The sequence below is a fragment of the Oryzihumus sp. JJN4-3R genome (assembly GCF_057747915.1).
This window is the reverse complement of sequence record NZ_CM173229.1, coordinates 3,731,112-3,746,938: the sequence shown is the minus strand read 5'-3', so window position 1 is coordinate 3,746,938 and position 15,827 is coordinate 3,731,112. Positions and strand designations below refer to the sequence as shown.

At 73.1% G+C, this 15,827-nt stretch carries 14 protein-coding genes; 9 read left to right on the top strand and 5 right to left on the bottom strand.

What is annotated here, in order from left to right; genetic code table 11:
* Positions 1 to 6 precede the first annotated feature (6 nt).
* Both AC3ANM_RS17835 and AC3ANM_RS17830 read right to left on the bottom strand, forming a co-directional pair.
* Positions 7 to 486: a ribose-5-phosphate isomerase gene (locus AC3ANM_RS17835; RefSeq protein ID WP_488285755.1), complete on the bottom strand. Its 480-nt coding sequence runs from the start codon at positions 484 to 486 to the stop codon at positions 7 to 9.
* Between the two features lie 32 nt (positions 487 to 518).
* Positions 519 to 1,142 carry a mycothiol-dependent nitroreductase Rv2466c family protein gene (locus tag AC3ANM_RS17830; RefSeq protein ID WP_488285754.1) on the bottom strand — a complete coding sequence of 208 codons (624 nt, stop codon included), beginning with the start codon at positions 1,140 to 1,142 and terminating at the stop codon, positions 519 to 521.
* 177 nt (positions 1,143 to 1,319) lie between these two features.
* On the opposite strand from AC3ANM_RS17830, the gene pepN reads away from it, so the two are divergent.
* Positions 1,320 to 3,896: an aminopeptidase N gene (pepN, locus tag AC3ANM_RS17825; RefSeq protein WP_488285753.1), complete on the top strand. Its 2,577-nt coding sequence runs from the start codon at positions 1,320 to 1,322 to the stop codon at positions 3,894 to 3,896.
* A 182-nt stretch (positions 3,897 to 4,078) separates the two neighbouring features.
* Here the strand turns inward: pepN and malQ are convergent, their stop codons facing one another.
* Complete coding sequence (gene malQ / locus AC3ANM_RS17820) at positions 4,079 to 6,202, bottom strand: 4-alpha-glucanotransferase (protein WP_488285752.1); 2,124 nt, start codon at positions 6,200 to 6,202, stop codon at positions 4,079 to 4,081.
* 91 nt (positions 6,203 to 6,293) lie between these two features.
* Here malQ and AC3ANM_RS17815 point away from each other — a divergent pair, with 91 nt between their 5' ends.
* The 8 genes from AC3ANM_RS17815 to AC3ANM_RS17780 all read left to right on the top strand — a co-directional run bounded on the left by AC3ANM_RS17815 (position 6,294) and on the right by AC3ANM_RS17780 (position 14,750).
* Complete coding sequence (locus AC3ANM_RS17815; protein ID WP_488285751.1) at positions 6,294 to 7,232, top strand: mechanosensitive ion channel family protein; 939 nt, start codon at positions 6,294 to 6,296, stop codon at positions 7,230 to 7,232.
* A 148-nt stretch (positions 7,233 to 7,380) separates the two neighbouring features.
* A complete protein-coding gene (locus AC3ANM_RS17810; protein ID WP_488285750.1) occupies positions 7,381 to 7,908 on the top strand; it encodes a SigE family RNA polymerase sigma factor in 528 nt (175 codons plus the stop codon).
* Positions 7,905 to 8,954 (top strand): hypothetical protein, encoded by a 1,050-nt coding sequence (locus AC3ANM_RS17805; RefSeq protein ID WP_488285749.1) that lies wholly within the window; start codon positions 7,905 to 7,907, stop codon positions 8,952 to 8,954. The genes AC3ANM_RS17810 and AC3ANM_RS17805 overlap by 4 nt, the downstream gene beginning before the upstream one ends.
* A 17-nt stretch (positions 8,955 to 8,971) precedes the next feature.
* Positions 8,972 to 9,358 carry a globin gene (locus tag AC3ANM_RS17800; protein ID WP_488285748.1) on the top strand — a complete coding sequence of 129 codons (387 nt, stop codon included), beginning with the start codon at positions 8,972 to 8,974 and terminating at the stop codon, positions 9,356 to 9,358.
* A gap of 1 nt (position 9,359) precedes the next feature.
* Entirely contained in the window at positions 9,360 to 10,121 is a 762-nt protein-coding gene (locus tag AC3ANM_RS17795; RefSeq protein ID WP_488285747.1) for a LuxR C-terminal-related transcriptional regulator, read from the top strand.
* A gap of 49 nt (positions 10,122 to 10,170) precedes the next feature.
* Complete coding sequence (locus AC3ANM_RS17790) at positions 10,171 to 10,899, top strand: LuxR C-terminal-related transcriptional regulator (protein ID WP_488285746.1); 729 nt, start codon at positions 10,171 to 10,173, stop codon at positions 10,897 to 10,899.
* 351 nt (positions 10,900 to 11,250) lie between these two features.
* Entirely contained in the window at positions 11,251 to 13,032 is a 1,782-nt protein-coding gene (locus tag AC3ANM_RS17785; protein ID WP_488285745.1) for a glycoside hydrolase family 13 protein, read from the top strand.
* Positions 13,033 to 13,274: 242 nt separating this feature from the next.
* Positions 13,275 to 14,750: an MFS transporter gene (locus tag AC3ANM_RS17780; RefSeq protein ID WP_488285744.1), complete on the top strand. Its 1,476-nt coding sequence runs from the start codon at positions 13,275 to 13,277 to the stop codon at positions 14,748 to 14,750.
* On the opposite strand, the gene AC3ANM_RS17775 is transcribed toward AC3ANM_RS17780, so the two are convergent.
* Positions 14,732 to 15,364, bottom strand: coding sequence for a DUF8185 domain-containing protein (locus tag AC3ANM_RS17775; protein WP_488285743.1), 633 nt, complete (start codon positions 15,362 to 15,364; stop codon positions 14,732 to 14,734). The two genes, AC3ANM_RS17780 and AC3ANM_RS17775, sit on opposite strands and share 19 nt — an antisense overlap.
* On the bottom strand, positions 15,361 to 15,822 hold the full coding sequence (locus tag AC3ANM_RS17770; protein WP_488285742.1) for an acyl-CoA thioesterase: 462 nt from the start codon (positions 15,820 to 15,822) through the stop codon (positions 15,361 to 15,363). The genes AC3ANM_RS17775 and AC3ANM_RS17770 overlap by 4 nt, the downstream gene beginning before the upstream one ends.
* Positions 15,823 to 15,827: the final 5 nt, after the last annotated feature.

Here is a 15,827-nt window from a genome sequence, read left to right as displayed (position 1 = left end):
TTGCCCTCAGCCCTCGGAGGCCGTGGTGGGGGGCAGCTCGCCCTGGTGCTCGTAGCGCCAGATCATGGCCAGCCGTCGCTTGTGCCGGTCGTCGCCGCTGAACGGGGTCGACAGGAAGGCCGCGACCATCTCCTTGGCTTCCTCGACGGTGTTCTTGCGCGCGCCGATCGAGAGGACCTGCGCGTTGTTGTGCTCCCGCGCCAGCCGCGCCGTCTCCACGTCGTAGGCCAGCGCCGCGCGGATGTCACGCACCTTGTTGGCGGCCATCTGCTCGCCGTTGCCGGAGCCACCGAGCACGATGCCGAAGGACCCGTGCTCGCCGGCGACGCCCTCGGCGGCGCGCAGCACGGCCACGGGGTAGTCGTCATCGGCGTCGAAGTAGTCCGGCCCGTGGTCGACCACGTCGTAGCCCTTGGACTGCAGGAAGGTGACGAGCTCGCACTTGAGCTCGTATGCCGCGTGGTCGCCGCCGATGTGAACGCGCATCTGGGAGTCCTTTGAACGAGGAAGGGGAACGGTCAGTCGAAGATGGGCCCGACGGTGCGGGTCCGCTTGATCTCGAAGAAGCCCGGGGTGCCGGCCACGAGCAGGCAGCCGTCCCAGAGCCGCCCGGCCGCCTCGCCCTTGGGTGCGGGTGAGACCACGGGGCCGAAGAACGCGACGCCCTCGACGGAGATGACCGGGGTGCCGACCTCGTCGCCGACGAGGCTGATGCCGCGCTCGTGGCTGGCCCGCAGCGCGTCGTCGACGTCGGGCAGCGTGGCGAAGCGGGCGAGGTCCTCGGGCAGGCCGACCTCGGCCAGCGCCGGGGCGAGGACCTTGGTGTAGTCCTTCTCGCCGCCGAGGTGGATGCGGGTGCCCATGGCGTCATACAGGGGCTTGATGACCTTGTCGCCGTGCTCGCGGGCGGCCGCGATGATGACGCGGACCGGGCCCCAGGCGCGGTCCATCATCTCCCGGTAGGCCTCGGGCAGGTCGCGGCCCTCGTTGAGGACGGCCAGGCTCATCACCGACCAGGTGACGTCGACCTCGCGGACGGCCTCGACCTCCATCAGCCAGCGTGAGGTCATCCACGCCCACGGGCAGATCGGGTCGAACCACATCTCGGCCTGGCTACGCGTCACGTCACTCACGGCGACCATCCTGCCAGCCCCGGCGCGCGCCCGTTACCCGGGTGACCCGCCCCGCGTGCGCGTCCCGTGCCCGTTTGCCGCGACGCCCGTGACTGCCCCGGACGTGCCCGTAACGTGGGTGACCTGCGACGGGGCTCGTGCGAGGATGACCGGACCCACAGCCCTTTCCCGTAGGAGCAGACACCCGTGCCCGGAAAGAACCTCACCCGTGACGAGGCGCGCGAGCGCGCCGACCTGCTGTCCGTCGCGGCCTACGACGTCGCCCTCGACCTCACCACGGGTCCGAAGACGTTCCGCACCCGCACCACCGTGACCTTCGAGGCCACGACGCCGGGCGCCGAGACCTTCATCGACCTCATCGCCGAGTCCGTCGAGTCGATCACCCTCAACGGGGAGAGCCTCGACCCGGCCGACCACTTCGACGGCGTGCGGGTGCGCATCCCGGGCGTGCAGGCCGGCAACGAGCTGACGATCGACGCCACGGGTGTCTACATGAACACCGGCGAGGGCCTGCACCGGTTCGTCGACCCGGTCGACAACGAGGTCTACCTCTACACGCAGTTCGAGGTCGCCGACTCCCGCCGCATGTTCGCCGTGTTCGAGCAGCCCGACCTCAAGGCCACCTACGCCTTCACGGTCACGGCGCCGGCGCACTGGCAGGTCGTGTCCAACTCCCCCACCCCGGAGCCGACCCCGGCCGGGTCGATGCAGGACGAGTCCGGCGACACCGTCGCCACCGCCACGTGGGCGTTCACGCCGACCCCGCGGATGTCCTCCTACATCACCGCGCTGATCGCCGGGCCCTACGACGTCGTCCGCGACGAGGTGAAGACCCGCAAGGGCGTCGTGCCGCTGGGCATCTTCTGCCGCAAGTCGCTGTCGCCGCACCTGGACGCCGACAACATCTTCGACTGCACGAAGCGCGGGTTCACCTTCTTCGAGGACGAGTTCGACTTCGAGTACCCGTTCGAGAAGTACGACCAGCTCTTCACGCCCGAGTACAACATGGGCGCGATGGAGAACGCCGGCGCCGTCACGATCAACGAGATCTACGTCTTCCGCGCCAAGGTCACCGAGGCGATCATCGAGCGCCGGGCGCTGACGATCCTGCACGAGCTGGCGCACATGTGGTTCGGCGACCTGGTCACCATGAAGTGGTGGAACGACCTGTGGCTCAACGAGTCCTTCGCCGAGTGGGCGTCGACCACCTGCCAGGCCGAGGCCACCCAGTGGGAGACCGCCTGGACGACGTTCGGCACCTCCGAGAAGGCTTGGGCCTACCGCCAGGACCAGCTCTCCTCGACCCACCCGATCGTCGCCGACATCCGTGACCTGGCCGACGTCGAGGTCAACTTCGACGGCATCACCTACGCCAAGGGCGCCTCGGTGCTCAAGCAGCTGGTGGCCTACGTCGGCCGCGAGCCGTTCACCGCGGGCCTGCGCGCCTACTTCGCCAAGCACGCCTGGGGCAACACCACGCTCTCGGACCTGCTCGGCGAGCTGGAGCAGACCTCCGGCCGCGACCTGTCCGCGTGGTCCAAGCTGTGGCTGGAGACCGCCGGCGTCAACACGCTGACCCCCGAGGTCAGCGTCGACGAGTTTGGTGCCTACACCGCGGCCGCGATCCGCCAGACCGCCGCCGCCGACTTCGCCACCCTGCGCCCGCACCGCCTGGCCATCGGCCTCTACGAGGTCCAGGGCGACGCCCTGGTCCGCGTGGGCCGCCACGAGCTCGACGTCGACGGTGAGCTCACCGAGCTGCCGATGCTCGTGGGGCAGCAGCAGCCCGACCTGCTGCTGGTCAACGACGACGACCTGGCCTACGCCAAGATCCGTCTCGACGAGCGCTCGCTGGCCACGGCGATCGCCCACCCGCGCGGCTTCACCAGCAGCCTGCCGCGCGCGCTGGTCCTCGGCGCGGCCTGGGACATGACCCGCGACGGCGAGATGGCCGGGCGCGACTTCATCGAGATGGTCCTGGCCGCGCTGCCGGGCGAGACCGACTCGACGCTGCTGCGCACGCTGCTCCAGCAGATGAGCACGACCGCCCTGATGTATGTCGCGCCGCAGCACCGCGCGGACGTCACCGCCGCGGTGGTCGCCCGCCTGCGCGACCTGCTCGGCTCCGCCGAGCCGGGCAGCGACGCCCAGCTGCAGCTGGCCACGGCCTTCGCGTCCTTCGCGACGTCGGCGGCCGACGTGGCGTTCATCCGGGGCCTGTACGAGGGCACCGAGTCGGTCGAGGGCCTGGCCATCGACACAGAGATGCGCTGGACGCTGCTGACCTCGCTGGCGGCGGCCCACGCGGCCACCGAGGCCGAGATCGAGGCCGAGCGCGCGCGGGACGCCACCGCCACCGGCCGCGAGCGGGCGGCCAAGGCGCTGGCGACGATCCCGACGGCGCAGGCCAAGGACGAGGCCTGGACGAAGGCGGTCCTCCAGGACGGCCTGCCCAACCAGACGATCGACGCGATCGGCCTGGGCTTCGCCAAGGCGCACGACCCGGCGGTGCTCGCGCCGTTCGTCGAGCGCTACCACGCGATGCTGCTCGACGTGTGGGGCTCGCGCACCCACGCCATCGCCGAGTCGATCATCGAGACGTTCTACCCGCACGCGCTGGCGAACGCCGAGCTGCGGGACGCCACCCAGGCGTGGCTCGACGCCCACACCGACGCGGCGCCGGCGCTGCGCCGCCTCGTGGCCGAGAACCGCGACGCCATCACCCGCGCCCTGACCGCGCAGGAGCGGGACGCCCGGGCCTGAGCCGCGGCAGCGGGCCCAGGGCACGTCGCCCGCGCTCTGCCGAGGAAGGTGTCGCTCTGCCGAGGTTGCAGCCTCGGCAGAGCGACACGAACCTCGGCAGAGCGACAGCCGCAACCAGCACGGCATACCGGAGGGGTGGGGACCGACACGGTCCCCGCCCCTCCTGCGTGTCGCGACGGGCCTCAGCGCTGGGCGACGCAGCGCGCCAGGCGCTTGGCCCAGCGCGAGGCCATGAGGTCCTCCAGCAGGACCGGCTTGCCCTCGCCGTCGGCCAGCGGGAGCCGCCAGTTGGGGTACTCCTCGTCGGTGCCCGGCTGGTTCATCGCCCGCCGGTCGCCGGTCATGTCCGGCACCGCGACCCCGAGCAGCTTCGCCGGCGTCCAGGACAGGAACCGGTGCAGCGCCTCGATCACCTCGTGCGGGCCGCCGCCCTCGCGCAGCAGGCCGCGCTCGGACAGCACCGTGAGGACCTCCATCCGGGCGGCCTCGTCGGCCTGGCGCTCCTCCTCGATCGGCCGGGTGAGCAGGCCGAGGTCGTGGCGCAGGTCGATGTGCTCGCCGGCGAGATAGCCCGCCGTCGGCGGCAGGTCGTGTGTCGTGACCGTCGCCAGGCACAGCTCGCGGTAGCGCTCGGGCGGCAGCGGGGCCCCGCCCTCGTCCTTCTCGAACCACAGGATCGAGGTGCCGAGGATCCCGCGCTCCTTGAGGTAGTCCCGGGCCCACGGCTCCACGACGCCGAGGTCCTCCCCGACCACCAGGGCGCCGGCGCGGTGGGCCTCCAGCGCCAGGATCCCCACGAGCGCCTCGTGGTCGTAGCGCACGTAGGTGCCCTCACGCGGGGAGGCTCCGGCCGGCACCCACCACAGCCGGAACAGGCCGATGACGTGGTCGACGCGGATCCCGCCGGCGTGCCGCAGGACGGTGCGCAGCATGTCGCGGTACGGCGCGTAGCCGAGCTCCTCGAGCCGGTCCGGCCGCCACGGCGGCTGGCTCCAGTCCTGGCCCATCTGGTTGTACTGGTCCGGCGGCGCGCCGACGGTCACGTCACGCGCGAGCGCGTCGGACAGCCCCCAGGCGTCGGCGCCCTCGGGGTGCACCCCGACGGCCAGGTCGTGCACGACCCCCAGGGCCATGCCGGCCGCCCGGGCCTCGTCCTGCGCCCGGCCGAGCTGCTCGTCGACGACCCACTGCAGCCAGCAGTGGAACTGCACGTCCTCGGCAAGGTCGCCGCGGACGTGCTCCACCTCGGCTCCGTGCGGGTCGTGCAGCTCCTGCGGCCACGTGGTCCAGGGCAGCCCGTGCGTGTCGGCCAGCGCGCACCACGTGGCGAAGTCGACGAGGCCCTGCCCCTCGCGCTCGCAGAAGGCGATGAATGCCCGCTCGCGGCGCGCCGAGCGCGGCTGGTGGAAGACGTGCCGCAGCGCGACGACCTTGTGCTCCCAGGCGGCGTCGCGGTCGATGACGTCGCTGGTGTCGAGCGCCCGCGCGTCGTCACCGTGCCACTCCAGGAACTGCCGCTCGGCCGCCGACATGTAGGCGACCTCGGGGATGTCCTCGACCCGGATGTAGACAGGGTTGACGAAGCGGCGGGTCGTCGGCAGGTAGGGCGAGGGCTCCATCGGCGGCACCGGCTCGGCGGCGTGCAGCGGGTTGACGAGCACGAAGTCGGCCCCGAGGTCGACCGCAGCCCACGAGGCCATGTCGGCGAGGTCGGCCAGGTCGCCGATCCCCCACGAACGCCGGGACCGCACGGAGTACAGCTGGGTCATCAGCCCCCAGGCGCGACGGTCGCCCATCGCCGAGGGCAGCTCGAGCCGCTTCGGGGTGACGACCAGCGGGGTCGTCGTGGTGGTGCCGCTGCCCAGCCGGGCGTGCAGCGTGTGCCAGCCCAGCGGCAGGTCGCCCGGCAGCTCGAAGGTCGCCTCCCCCACGCGCCGGCCGTCGACCTCGCGCGGCTCGACCCACCGGTCCACCTGCCGGACCTCGCGGCGGGCACCGCCCTCGAGGGTGATCCACAGCTGCACGGTCGCCCCGTCGTCGAGGTGGACCGGCACCCACGGAGTCCAGCCCTCGCGGCAGACCACGACCGGCGGGAGCACCCGGCGCCAGGCACGCAGCTCCACCGCCTCCAGCGCCGCCCGGACCCCCTCCTCCGAGGCCGCGTCGACGTCCAGCGCCGCCAGGACGGCGACGATCGTGGACGCGCTCACGACGACGTGGTTGCCCTGCCAGTCCCAGTACTCCGTGGCCACGCCGTAGGCGCGAGCCAGCTCGGTCAGCGCCGGCGAGGGTGCGGGAACGCTCACGGGGCCCCTTCCTGTGAGATGTGTCGCGAGCCACCACTCTTTCACGAGTGGCGATTCGGCACTCGCCGTTCTCTTCGCTTGGATGGGGGGCATGGTGTTGCTCAACGGAATCCTCAAGCACCTGAGCTCCCTGACGTGGGAAGGCTTCTGGGGCTGGCTCTCGGGCACCCCGCTCAAGGTGATCGTCACCATCGCCGCCGGGCTCGCCCTCCGATGGCTGGTCCACCGCTTCATCGCCCGCATCCTGAGCACCGGCGTGACCAAGGCCGTCGAGCACCAGGCGGCGAAGTCGCCCCGACGCAGCGTCACGGTCCTGCGGCATGCCACCGGCGTGGCCCGCGAGCGCCAGCGTCAGCGGATCGCCACCCTGGGCACCCTGCTGCGCAGCATCGCCACCGTCCTGATCTTCGTGGTCACCCTGCTCACGGTGATGCAGGAGGTCGGGCTCCCGCTGACCGGGCTGCTGACCTCCGCCGGCGTCACCGGTGTCGCCCTCGCCTTCGGCGCGCAGAGCCTGGTCAAGGACTTCATCTCCGGCATCTTCATGATCGCCGAGGACCAGTACGGCGTCGGGGACATCGTCGACACCGGCGAGGTGATCGGCGAGGTCGAGGACGTCACCCTGCGCATCACGCGGGTCCGCGACTTCAACGGCGTCATCTGGTACGTCCGCAACGGCGAGATCATCCGCATCGGCAACCGCTCCCAGGGCTGGTCCACGGCGCTGGTCGACATCCCGATCCCCTACGACGAGGACCTCGACAAGGTCATGCCGCTCATCCGCGACGCCGTCCACGGCATGGCGCAGGACGAGGCGTGGGGCAAGCGGCTGCTGGCCGAGCCCGAGGTCGTCGGGGTGGAGTCCATGGTCGGCGGCGTCGTCACGATCCGGATCGTGGCCAAGTGCGCGGCCAACGAGAACGTGCCGGTATCGCGCGAGCTGCGCGAGCGGGTCAAGGCCAGCCTCGACCGGGCCGAGGTCCGCGCACCGCAGGTGCTGCCGCCCTACGGCGGCGCCATGCGCACCTGAGGCCCTCCGCAGGACCACGCAACGACGGCCCGGAACCCGTGAGGTTCCGGGCCGTCGGCGTCCCCGGGGGCCAGACTGGCGCCGGGTCCGGTCGAGCCGACCGGCACGGCCGGGCAACCATCGGGGACGTCCAGGGGGTCATGGGGGCATGAGGGGATCACCACCGGAGGGGTTCGTCGACTTCGTCGCGGCCCGGGGTCCGGCGCTGCACCGCACGGCGGTCCTGCTGACCCGACACGAGGCCTCCGGCGAGGACCTCGTCCAGACGGCGCTGGCCAAGGCCTGGCGGGCCTGGGGCCGCATCGACGGCGACCGCGAGGCCTACGTGCGCCGGATCATCATCAACGAGTTCGCCTCGGGCTGGCGCCGCCGGTGGCGCGGCGAGGTGCCGACCGCCCAGCTGCCCGAGCCGGCCCAGGCCGGGCACGACGAGGCGGTCAGCGTGCGCGCCGGGCTCATGGCCGCGCTCGCCGCCCTGCCGCCCCGGCAGCGAGCGGTGGTCGTGCTGCGTTTCTTCCATGACTGCACCGAGGCCCAGACCGCCGAGACCCTCGGGGTCAGCGTCGGCACAGTGAAGTCACAGACCGCGAAGGCACTGGCCTCGCTGCGGGTGTCCCCTCCCCTGCGCGACGAGCCCGAAGACGTGAGCACCTCCCGGAAGGGGCTGACCCGATGAACCCGACCCTGGACGACCTGCGCCGCGCCCTGCAGGACGAGGCCCTGACGGCCCCGCTGCCGTCCCCGGACGCCCTCGTCGCCGGGGCCGGCGCCCGGCTGCGGGCCACACACCGTCGGCGTGTGGTGGCCGGGGCCACGGCTGCCGCCTTGCTCCTCGCCGCCGGGCTGGCCGCCACGCTCCAGCAGGGCCGGCACAGCTCGCAACCCGCCCGCACCGGCCCCTTCCAGGAGGTGAGCTCGGGAGGCAACTTCCCGGCATACAGCGACGGGAGCAAGCGGCTGCTGGTCGTCACCGCACCGGCGGCGAAGGGTCTCACGGGCACCATCGACGTCCCGACCACGCCGGGCCGGGAGCTGATGGTCCTGCCGGTCTGCACCCCGGCCGCCATGTTCGACGTCGGGCCGTCCCTGACGTTCACGGCGACACCGCACGGGAAGGAGGCCGTGCCACTCGGGTGCATGCCGGAGGCCGGCATCCCGGGAGGCAGTGCCACGCTCGGCCCGGCGACCGGCCGCCGGACGTCGGTCGACGTGCACCTGCTCATCGGTGACGGGAGGACGCGATCCGCCATGTCGTTCCTGGGTTCGAGGGTCACGCTGGGTTTCTACGAGCTGGTGCCGTGGGCGCAGTACCAGTTCCCGGCACGGCCCTCGGGGTACGACACCGACCCCGACCGTGTCTGGAGCACGCCGAAGGTCCCCAAGGTCCAAGTCGTCGCCCCCAGCAGCACGGCGCACGCGGACAGGACCGTGTCCGTCAGCCTGCCGGTCAAGCGCAACGAGGGCCTGTCCATCGAGACCCGCGGCCCCGGGCGGCTCAAGCTGATCATCAACGGCAAGCCGCTGGACCCGGCGGACGTGCTGGGCCGTCGCATCGAGGACGGGTACGTGGAGTTCTTCGACTACGTCGTCACCGGCACCGGCGTCGGGCTCGAGCACTACCCCCCGCCTGCCGGCGCCACGCCGGGCCACCTGGACCTCGTGGTCATCCCCGAGGGGTTCGTCGGGCCGGACTGGCGTGTGGTGGTCGGCGGCCAGCCCTGACACACGGTGCTGCGAGAATGGCGCGCGTGACGACGTTCTACGACCAGGTGGGTGGCCACGAGACGTTCGCCAGGCTGGTGCACGAGTTCTACGTGGGGGTGGCCGGCGACCCCGAGCTGCGGGCGCTCTACCCCGAGCAGGACCTCGGCCCCGCGGAGGAGCGGCTGCGCCTGTTCCTCGAGCAGTACTGGGGTGGGCCGACCACCTACTCGCAGGAGCGGGGCCACCCGAGGCTGCGCATGCGCCACCACCCGTTCAAGGTCACCCCCGCCCAGCGGGACCGGTGGCTGACCCACATGATGGCCGCGGTCGACACGCTCGAGCTCGCGCCGGCGGACGACCTGATCCTGCGGGACTACCTCGACCGCGCCGCGCACTCGCTGGTCAACACCCTGGAGGACTGACGTGGCGCAGGGGGACGCGGCGGACGGGGCCCCAGCGCCGGAGGGGCCCACGCCGGACCCGGTGGCCGCCTGGGCCAGCGTCACGGCGCTGACCGGCGAGCTCAACGCCCGGGTCGCCACAGGCATCGCGGCTGCGCTCGCCGGCGCGCGCAGCGAGCGGGTGCGGATGCTGGGACGCACTCCGGCGGAGGTGCGCCAGGCCCTGTCACCGCTGGAGCCGTCGGCGCGGCGTGCCGTGTGGCGCCTCAGCCCGCGGCCCTCCGACCCGGTCAGCCTGGTGGCGGCGCTCAACCGGCAGAGCCTGGAGCGCGGCGTGGACCTGCGCAGCATCATCAACCGGGCTGCCGTATCGCGCCCGATCGCCGACGTCGACGACGCCCTGCGGGACCGGGTGCGGGTGGCGCCGGTCCAGATCCAGATGCTGCTCATCGACGAGGAGCGGGTGGTGCTCGACGGACCCACCCTCGTCCCGGGCAGCGGCCCGTCCGGCTGGCTGATCAGCGAGCCGGCCACGGTCGCCGCGGCCTGCGCGCTGTGGCAGGGCACCCTGGCCGTCTCCGAGCCGCTGCCCTTGACGGCCTTCGTGATGACCGAGCGGCAGCGGGCGGTGGCGGCGGGGCTGCTGCAGGGCGAGACGGACGCCGCGATCGCCCGGACGCTGCGGGTCTCGGTGCGCACGGTGGCCGCCGAGGTGCGCTTCCTCATGGACGCCGTCGGGGCCCAGAGCCGCTACCAGACCGCCTCGCGGCTGCACCAGCGTTGAGGCCCGGCGCGCCCTGCAGGCTCCGCGTGGCCGGGCTACGGTGGCGGCCATGACCGATCCTCAGGCCTGGGCCCGGATCACGGAGGCCTCGGCCGAGGTGGCCCGGCTGGCTGCCGACGCCATGGCCGAGGCCGCGACCCGGCCCGGTCACGCCCGCGCCCGCGCCCGGATGCTGGGCAGGACGGGGCTGGAGGTGCAGTCGGCCTTCGACGACCTCGAGCGCGAGACCCGGCGGTCGGTGTGGACGCTGAGCCAGTACGCCGGCGACCCGCGCAGCTTGGTCGACGAGGCGGACCGGCGCAGCGTGCAGCGCGGCCTCGACCTGCGCCTGATCATGGACACGTCCGTCGGGGCCCGCCCCATCGCCGCCCCGGAGACGGCGCACCGGGAGAAGATCCGGCTCGCGCCGGTGCAGCTCCAGATGATCCTGCTGGACGGGGAGCGGGTCGTGGTCGACGGACCGACGGTCGACGGGGGTGCCCCCGGCAGCGGCTCCCGGTCCGGGTGGCTGGTGTGGGAGCCGGCGACCGTCGCGGCCGCCGTGGCGCTCTGGGAGGAGACCGCTCGCGCCTCCGTCAGCCTGCCGGCGACCGCGCTCTTCCTCAGCGACCGCCAGCGCACGGTGGCCCGCGGCCTGCTGGACGGCCTGACCGATGCCGCCATCGCCCGGACCGCCGGCGTCTCGGTGCGCACCGTCGCCGCAGAGGTGCGCCTGCTCATGGACGCCGTCGGGGCGCGCTCCCGCTTCCAGACCGCCGCGCTGCTGCTGCGGGGCTGAGCCTGGGTGGGGATCTGGCGCCGGGACCCGTGGCGGGGACCCGGGGCTGGACAGCGGCGCGATCGGGCACTGGCCCCTCCGCCAGTGCCCGACCGGGCGCCAAGCGATCGAAGTCCCCCGAAACCGACCGCTGGATGCTGCCGGATCAGGGTGTGGCCTTCACCACCTCGGCTCCAAGCCGATTGCAGGTTCCTGCAAACCTGCTGCGCGGAGCACGTCAGGGGCCTGCCGGGGCGGCCACACGGCATACCAAGGCGCGGACGGAACACCTCTGCAACTTCTTGCCCATTCCGCAAGAAGTTGCAGGGTCGCCTTGGGTGAGGCGGGGTCCCTGATGCAGGATGGTGACCCGTGACTGTCTCCCCCGCTCTCGACCTGACCGCCGTCGACGGCGCGCCAGACCTGCGCCTGGCCACGACCCCGACCCACGTCGCCGGCCCCCAGGACGCCCCGTGGTGGCGCCACGCGGTGATCTACCAGATCTACCCGCGCTCGTGGGCCGACGCCAACGGCGACGGCATCGGCGACCTGCCCGGCATCACGGCCCGGCTGCCCTACCTGCGCGACCTCGGCGTCGACGCCGTCTGGCTCTCGCCCTTCTACACCTCGCCGCAGGCCGACGCCGGCTACGACGTGGCGGACTACCGCGACATCGACCCGCTGTTCGGCTCGCTCGAGGACGCCGACGCCATGCTGGCGCGCGCCCACGAACTGGGCATCAAGGTCATCGTCGACCTGGTCCCCAACCACTCCTCCGACGAGCACCCGTGGTTCCAGGCCGCGCTGGCCGCCGGCCCGGGCAGCGCCGAGCGTGAGCGCTACATGTTCCGCGACGGCCTGGGCGAGGACGGCGAGCTGCCGCCGAACGACTGGCGCAGCGTCTTCGGCGGCCCGGCGTGGACCCGTGCGGTCGAGGCCGACGGCACCCCCGGCCAGTGGTACCTGCACCTGTTCGACTCCAAGCAGCCGGACTTCAACTGGGAGCACCCCGAGGTCCGCGCCGAGTTCGAGGACATCCTGCGCTTCTGGCTGGACCGCGGCGTCGACGGCTTCCGCGTCGACGTGGCCCACGGCCTGATCAAGGAGGACGGCCTGCCGAACTGGGAGGAGTCCCAGGAGATGCTCGGCGGCGCCGACGAGGAGCACGACGACCGCCGCCCGCCGATGTGGGACCAGGACCGCGTCCACGAGGTCTACCGCCGCTGGCGCGAGATCCTCAACGCGTACAACCCCATCGAGGGTGACTCGGTCGACCGCAACCGCGACCGCATCCTGTGCGCCGAGGCGTGGGTGCACCCGCAGGAGCGCGCCGTGCGCTACGTCCGCGAGGACGAGATGCACCAAGCGTTCAACTTCGACTTCCTCACCTCGCAGTGGCACGCCGGGGACCTGCGCGCCGTGGTCACGTCCTCCTTCGCGGCGGCGGACTCGGTGGGCGCCCCCTCCACGTGGGTGCTGTCCAACCACGACGTCGTGCGCCACGCCTCGCGCCTGGGCCTGCCCGTGGGCAGCAAGCGCCCCAACGGCATCGGCATCGGCGACCCGCAGCCCGACGTCGAGCTCGGCCTGAAGCGGGCGCGCGCCGCGACCGCGATCATGCTGGCCCTGCCCGGCTCGGCCTACGTCTACCAGGGCGAGGAGCTCGGCCTGCCGGACTCCACCGACATGCCCGACGAGTTCCGCCAGGACCCGGCGTGGGAGCGCTCGGGCCGCACCGAGCGCGGCCGCGACGGCTGCCGGGTGCCGCTGCCGTGGGAGGCCGACGCCCCCGCGTTCGGCTTCGGCCCGTCGGACCAGACGTGGCTGCCGCAGCCCGCCGCCTACCGCCGCTACGCCGTGGACCAGCAGGTCGGCGTCGAGGGCTCCACCCTCGAGCTGTATCGCGCGCTGCTCGCCACCCGTCGTCAGCGGGCGCTCGGCGTGGGCACGTTCACGTGGGTCGAGGGCTACGGCGAGGACGTCGTGGCGTTCGCCGTCGACGCCGACGACCGGCGCACCCTCGTGGTGGCCAACCTCGGCGCCGAGCCGGTGGCCCTGCCGCAGGGCGCGTCCGTCCTGCTGTCCAGCGGCCCGCTGGGCGAGGACGGCACGCTCGGCACCGACACCACGGTCTGGCTCTCGCTGGAGGCCTGAACCCCCTCCTCACCCTGACCGGACGCACCAGATCCGTCGTCTCGACCCTCATCCGGGCCTGATTCGACGGATCTGGTGCGTCCGGACCCGTCAACGGCGGGCCATCGGAGCCGGAGGGGCCACGACCAGGCACGCACCTGCCCCGCGAAATGGCCGTGCCAGGTGTCGGCGGGCCGGGCTAGCGTGACGGGCATGCCCGTCGCCTTGACCTCAAGCCTGCTTGACGTAGTCCCATGAGCGACGTGACTGCATCGACCGACACGAGCGACACCCGGCCCGACGTGCGCCCGGGGACGGCGTCCTCGCCGGCCACCGCCACCCCGAGCACCTCGACCACTCCCGGGGGTGCACCGGCCCGCGGACCGATGGCCCCGGCATACCGGCTGGTGACGTTGGCGATCGTCGCCCTGGTGACCACCATCGCCTTCGAGGCCATGGCCATCTCCACGGCGATGCCCGTGGTCGCGCGGGAGCTCGACGCGGTGCGCTCCTACAGCCTGGCCTTCTCGGTGATGCTGACCGCGCAGCTGCTCGGCATCGTCCTGGCGGGCGTGTGGAGCGACCGGCGCGGACCGCTGCCCGGGCTCATCGCCGGGCAGCTGCTGCTGGCCGGCGGGTCGGCGCTGGCCGGCCTCGCGACGAGCTTCCCCGTGCTGCTCGCCGGCCGCTTCGTCGCCGGGCTCGGCGCCGGGCTGGTCGTCGTCGCGCTCTACGTCGTGATCGCCCGGGCCTACCCGGATGCATTACGCCCCAAGGTGTTCACGTGGGTCTCGGCGGCCTGGGTGCTGCCCGCGCTCGTGGGGCCGCCGGTCGCCGGCTGGCTGGCGACGCACCTGTCATGGCGCTGGGTGTTCCTCATCGTCGTCCCCTCCGTCGCGATGACCCTGCTGGCCGTGCTGTCCCAGCGCTCACGCCTGGCCGACGAGTGCGACCGGCGTGACGTGCCCGAGGCCGAGCGAGCCGCCCACCGGCGCACCGCCGGGCTCGGGGTCGGCGTGGCGGCCGCCGCCGCGGCGCTGCAGTGGGGCTCGCAGAGCCTCGTCCCGCCGCAGGTCTGGCCGCTCGTGCTCACTGCAGCGGGCGTCGCCGTCCTCGGCGCCACCGCGCCCCGGCTCATGCCGGCCGGCACGCTGCGTATGGCCCGCGGGCTGCCCTCGGTAGTGCTCAGCCGGTTCCTGCTGACCTCGGCCTTCAACGGCGGCCTCGCGTTCGTGCCGCTGATGCTCGTCACGCAGCGCCACCTCAGCCCGACCCTGGCCGGTGCCACCCTGACCGTGGGGGCGCTGGGCTGGTCCTTCGGGTCGTGGGTCCAGGGCCGCGACGTGCTGCTGCACCGGCGCACCGGACTGGTCATGGCCGGCGGCACCTCGCTGACGCTGGGCATCGCGGGTATGGCGGTGATCGGGGCGGCCGGCCTGCCCTCGGTGCTGGTCGGCGTGGCCCAGGTCCTCGCCGGGCTCGGCATGGGGCTGGCCATGTCCACCACGTCGGTGCTCTCGCTCCAGCTCGCCGCAGAGGGCGAGCAGGGCCGGGCCTCCTCCGCACTGCAGCTCGCGGACGCCCTGGGCAGCGTGCTCGGCATCGCCACGGCCGGTGCGGTCTTCGCCGCCCTGCACCATGGCAGCGGCAACGACACCGACACCTTCGTGCTGATCTGGTCCGGTCTGGCCGCCGTCGCGGCGCTGGTCGTCCTCGGTGGCTACCGCAGCAGGACGTGACCGGCCTCGGTGGACAGCCGCGTCCACCGACCGTGCATGAACACCGCAGCACTCCCCTGCCCGAGGAACCCCAGGGCGTAGGCCGCGAACGCCGCCCCTGCCGGCACGGGCGGCACGGTGTCGGTCGGCCGGCTCCACACCCGCTCCCGCAGCGAGGTCACCGCGTGGCCGCCGGAGCCGCTCGGCGCCCCCTGGGCGATCTCCTCGATGCCATGCGTGGCAACGGCCTTGAGCACGTCGGCGCCCAGGTCCCCCACGCGCTCCCATCCGGAACGGGGCGGGGCGACGGCCGCCCAGCCGGCGCTGACGGTGGTCGGCGGCACGTCGAGCGTGCGCGCGTCGGCGGTGCCGGTGCGGGCCAGCCGGTCGGTGACCCCCGCCAGCGGGACGGTCGTGTCGAGGTCGGCCGGCTCGGCCAGCGGCATGACCCGCATGCCCAGGACGGCACCCTCGGCCATCAGCCCCCGTCCGGGCAGCACCCCGACGTAGGCGGCCAGCGCCAGGCCGTGGGCCTGGAGGCGGATGGCACCCTCGGCGTCGAGCGAGCGGGCCCGGGCGACGAAGGTGCCGAGGTCGGCGAGCGCCTCGGCGTCGGGGAAGCGCAGCACGCTCACGCGCGGGACGCCTTGGCCCGCCAGCGGAACGGCACCGGGTCGCCGGAGACGGACTTGAGCTTCTCGCGCTCGTCGGGCCGCAGCCGCCGGGGTGAGGCGGTCGAGAAGTCGTAGGCGACCAGCGTCGTCTCGGCCCGCGCATACAGGCTCGTGCCGTGACCCTCGGGGTCGCGCACCTCGTAGGCGAGGTCGAAGCTGGCGCCGGAAACCTTGGTGGCCCACATGTCCACCGCGATCGGGGCGTGGCGGAACTCCAGCGGCGCGAGGTACTCGATCTCGTGGCGCGCGACCAGCACGCCCTCGTTCAGCATCGAACGGTCCTGGCCGAACCACTCCTGGAAGCCGATGACCCGCGCGTCCTCGAGCAGGCGCAGGAACTGGACGTTGTTGACGTGGCCGTAGGCGTCCATGTCGGACCAGCGCAGCGGGACGTCCACGTGGTAGGGGCGGGCAGGCATGCGAC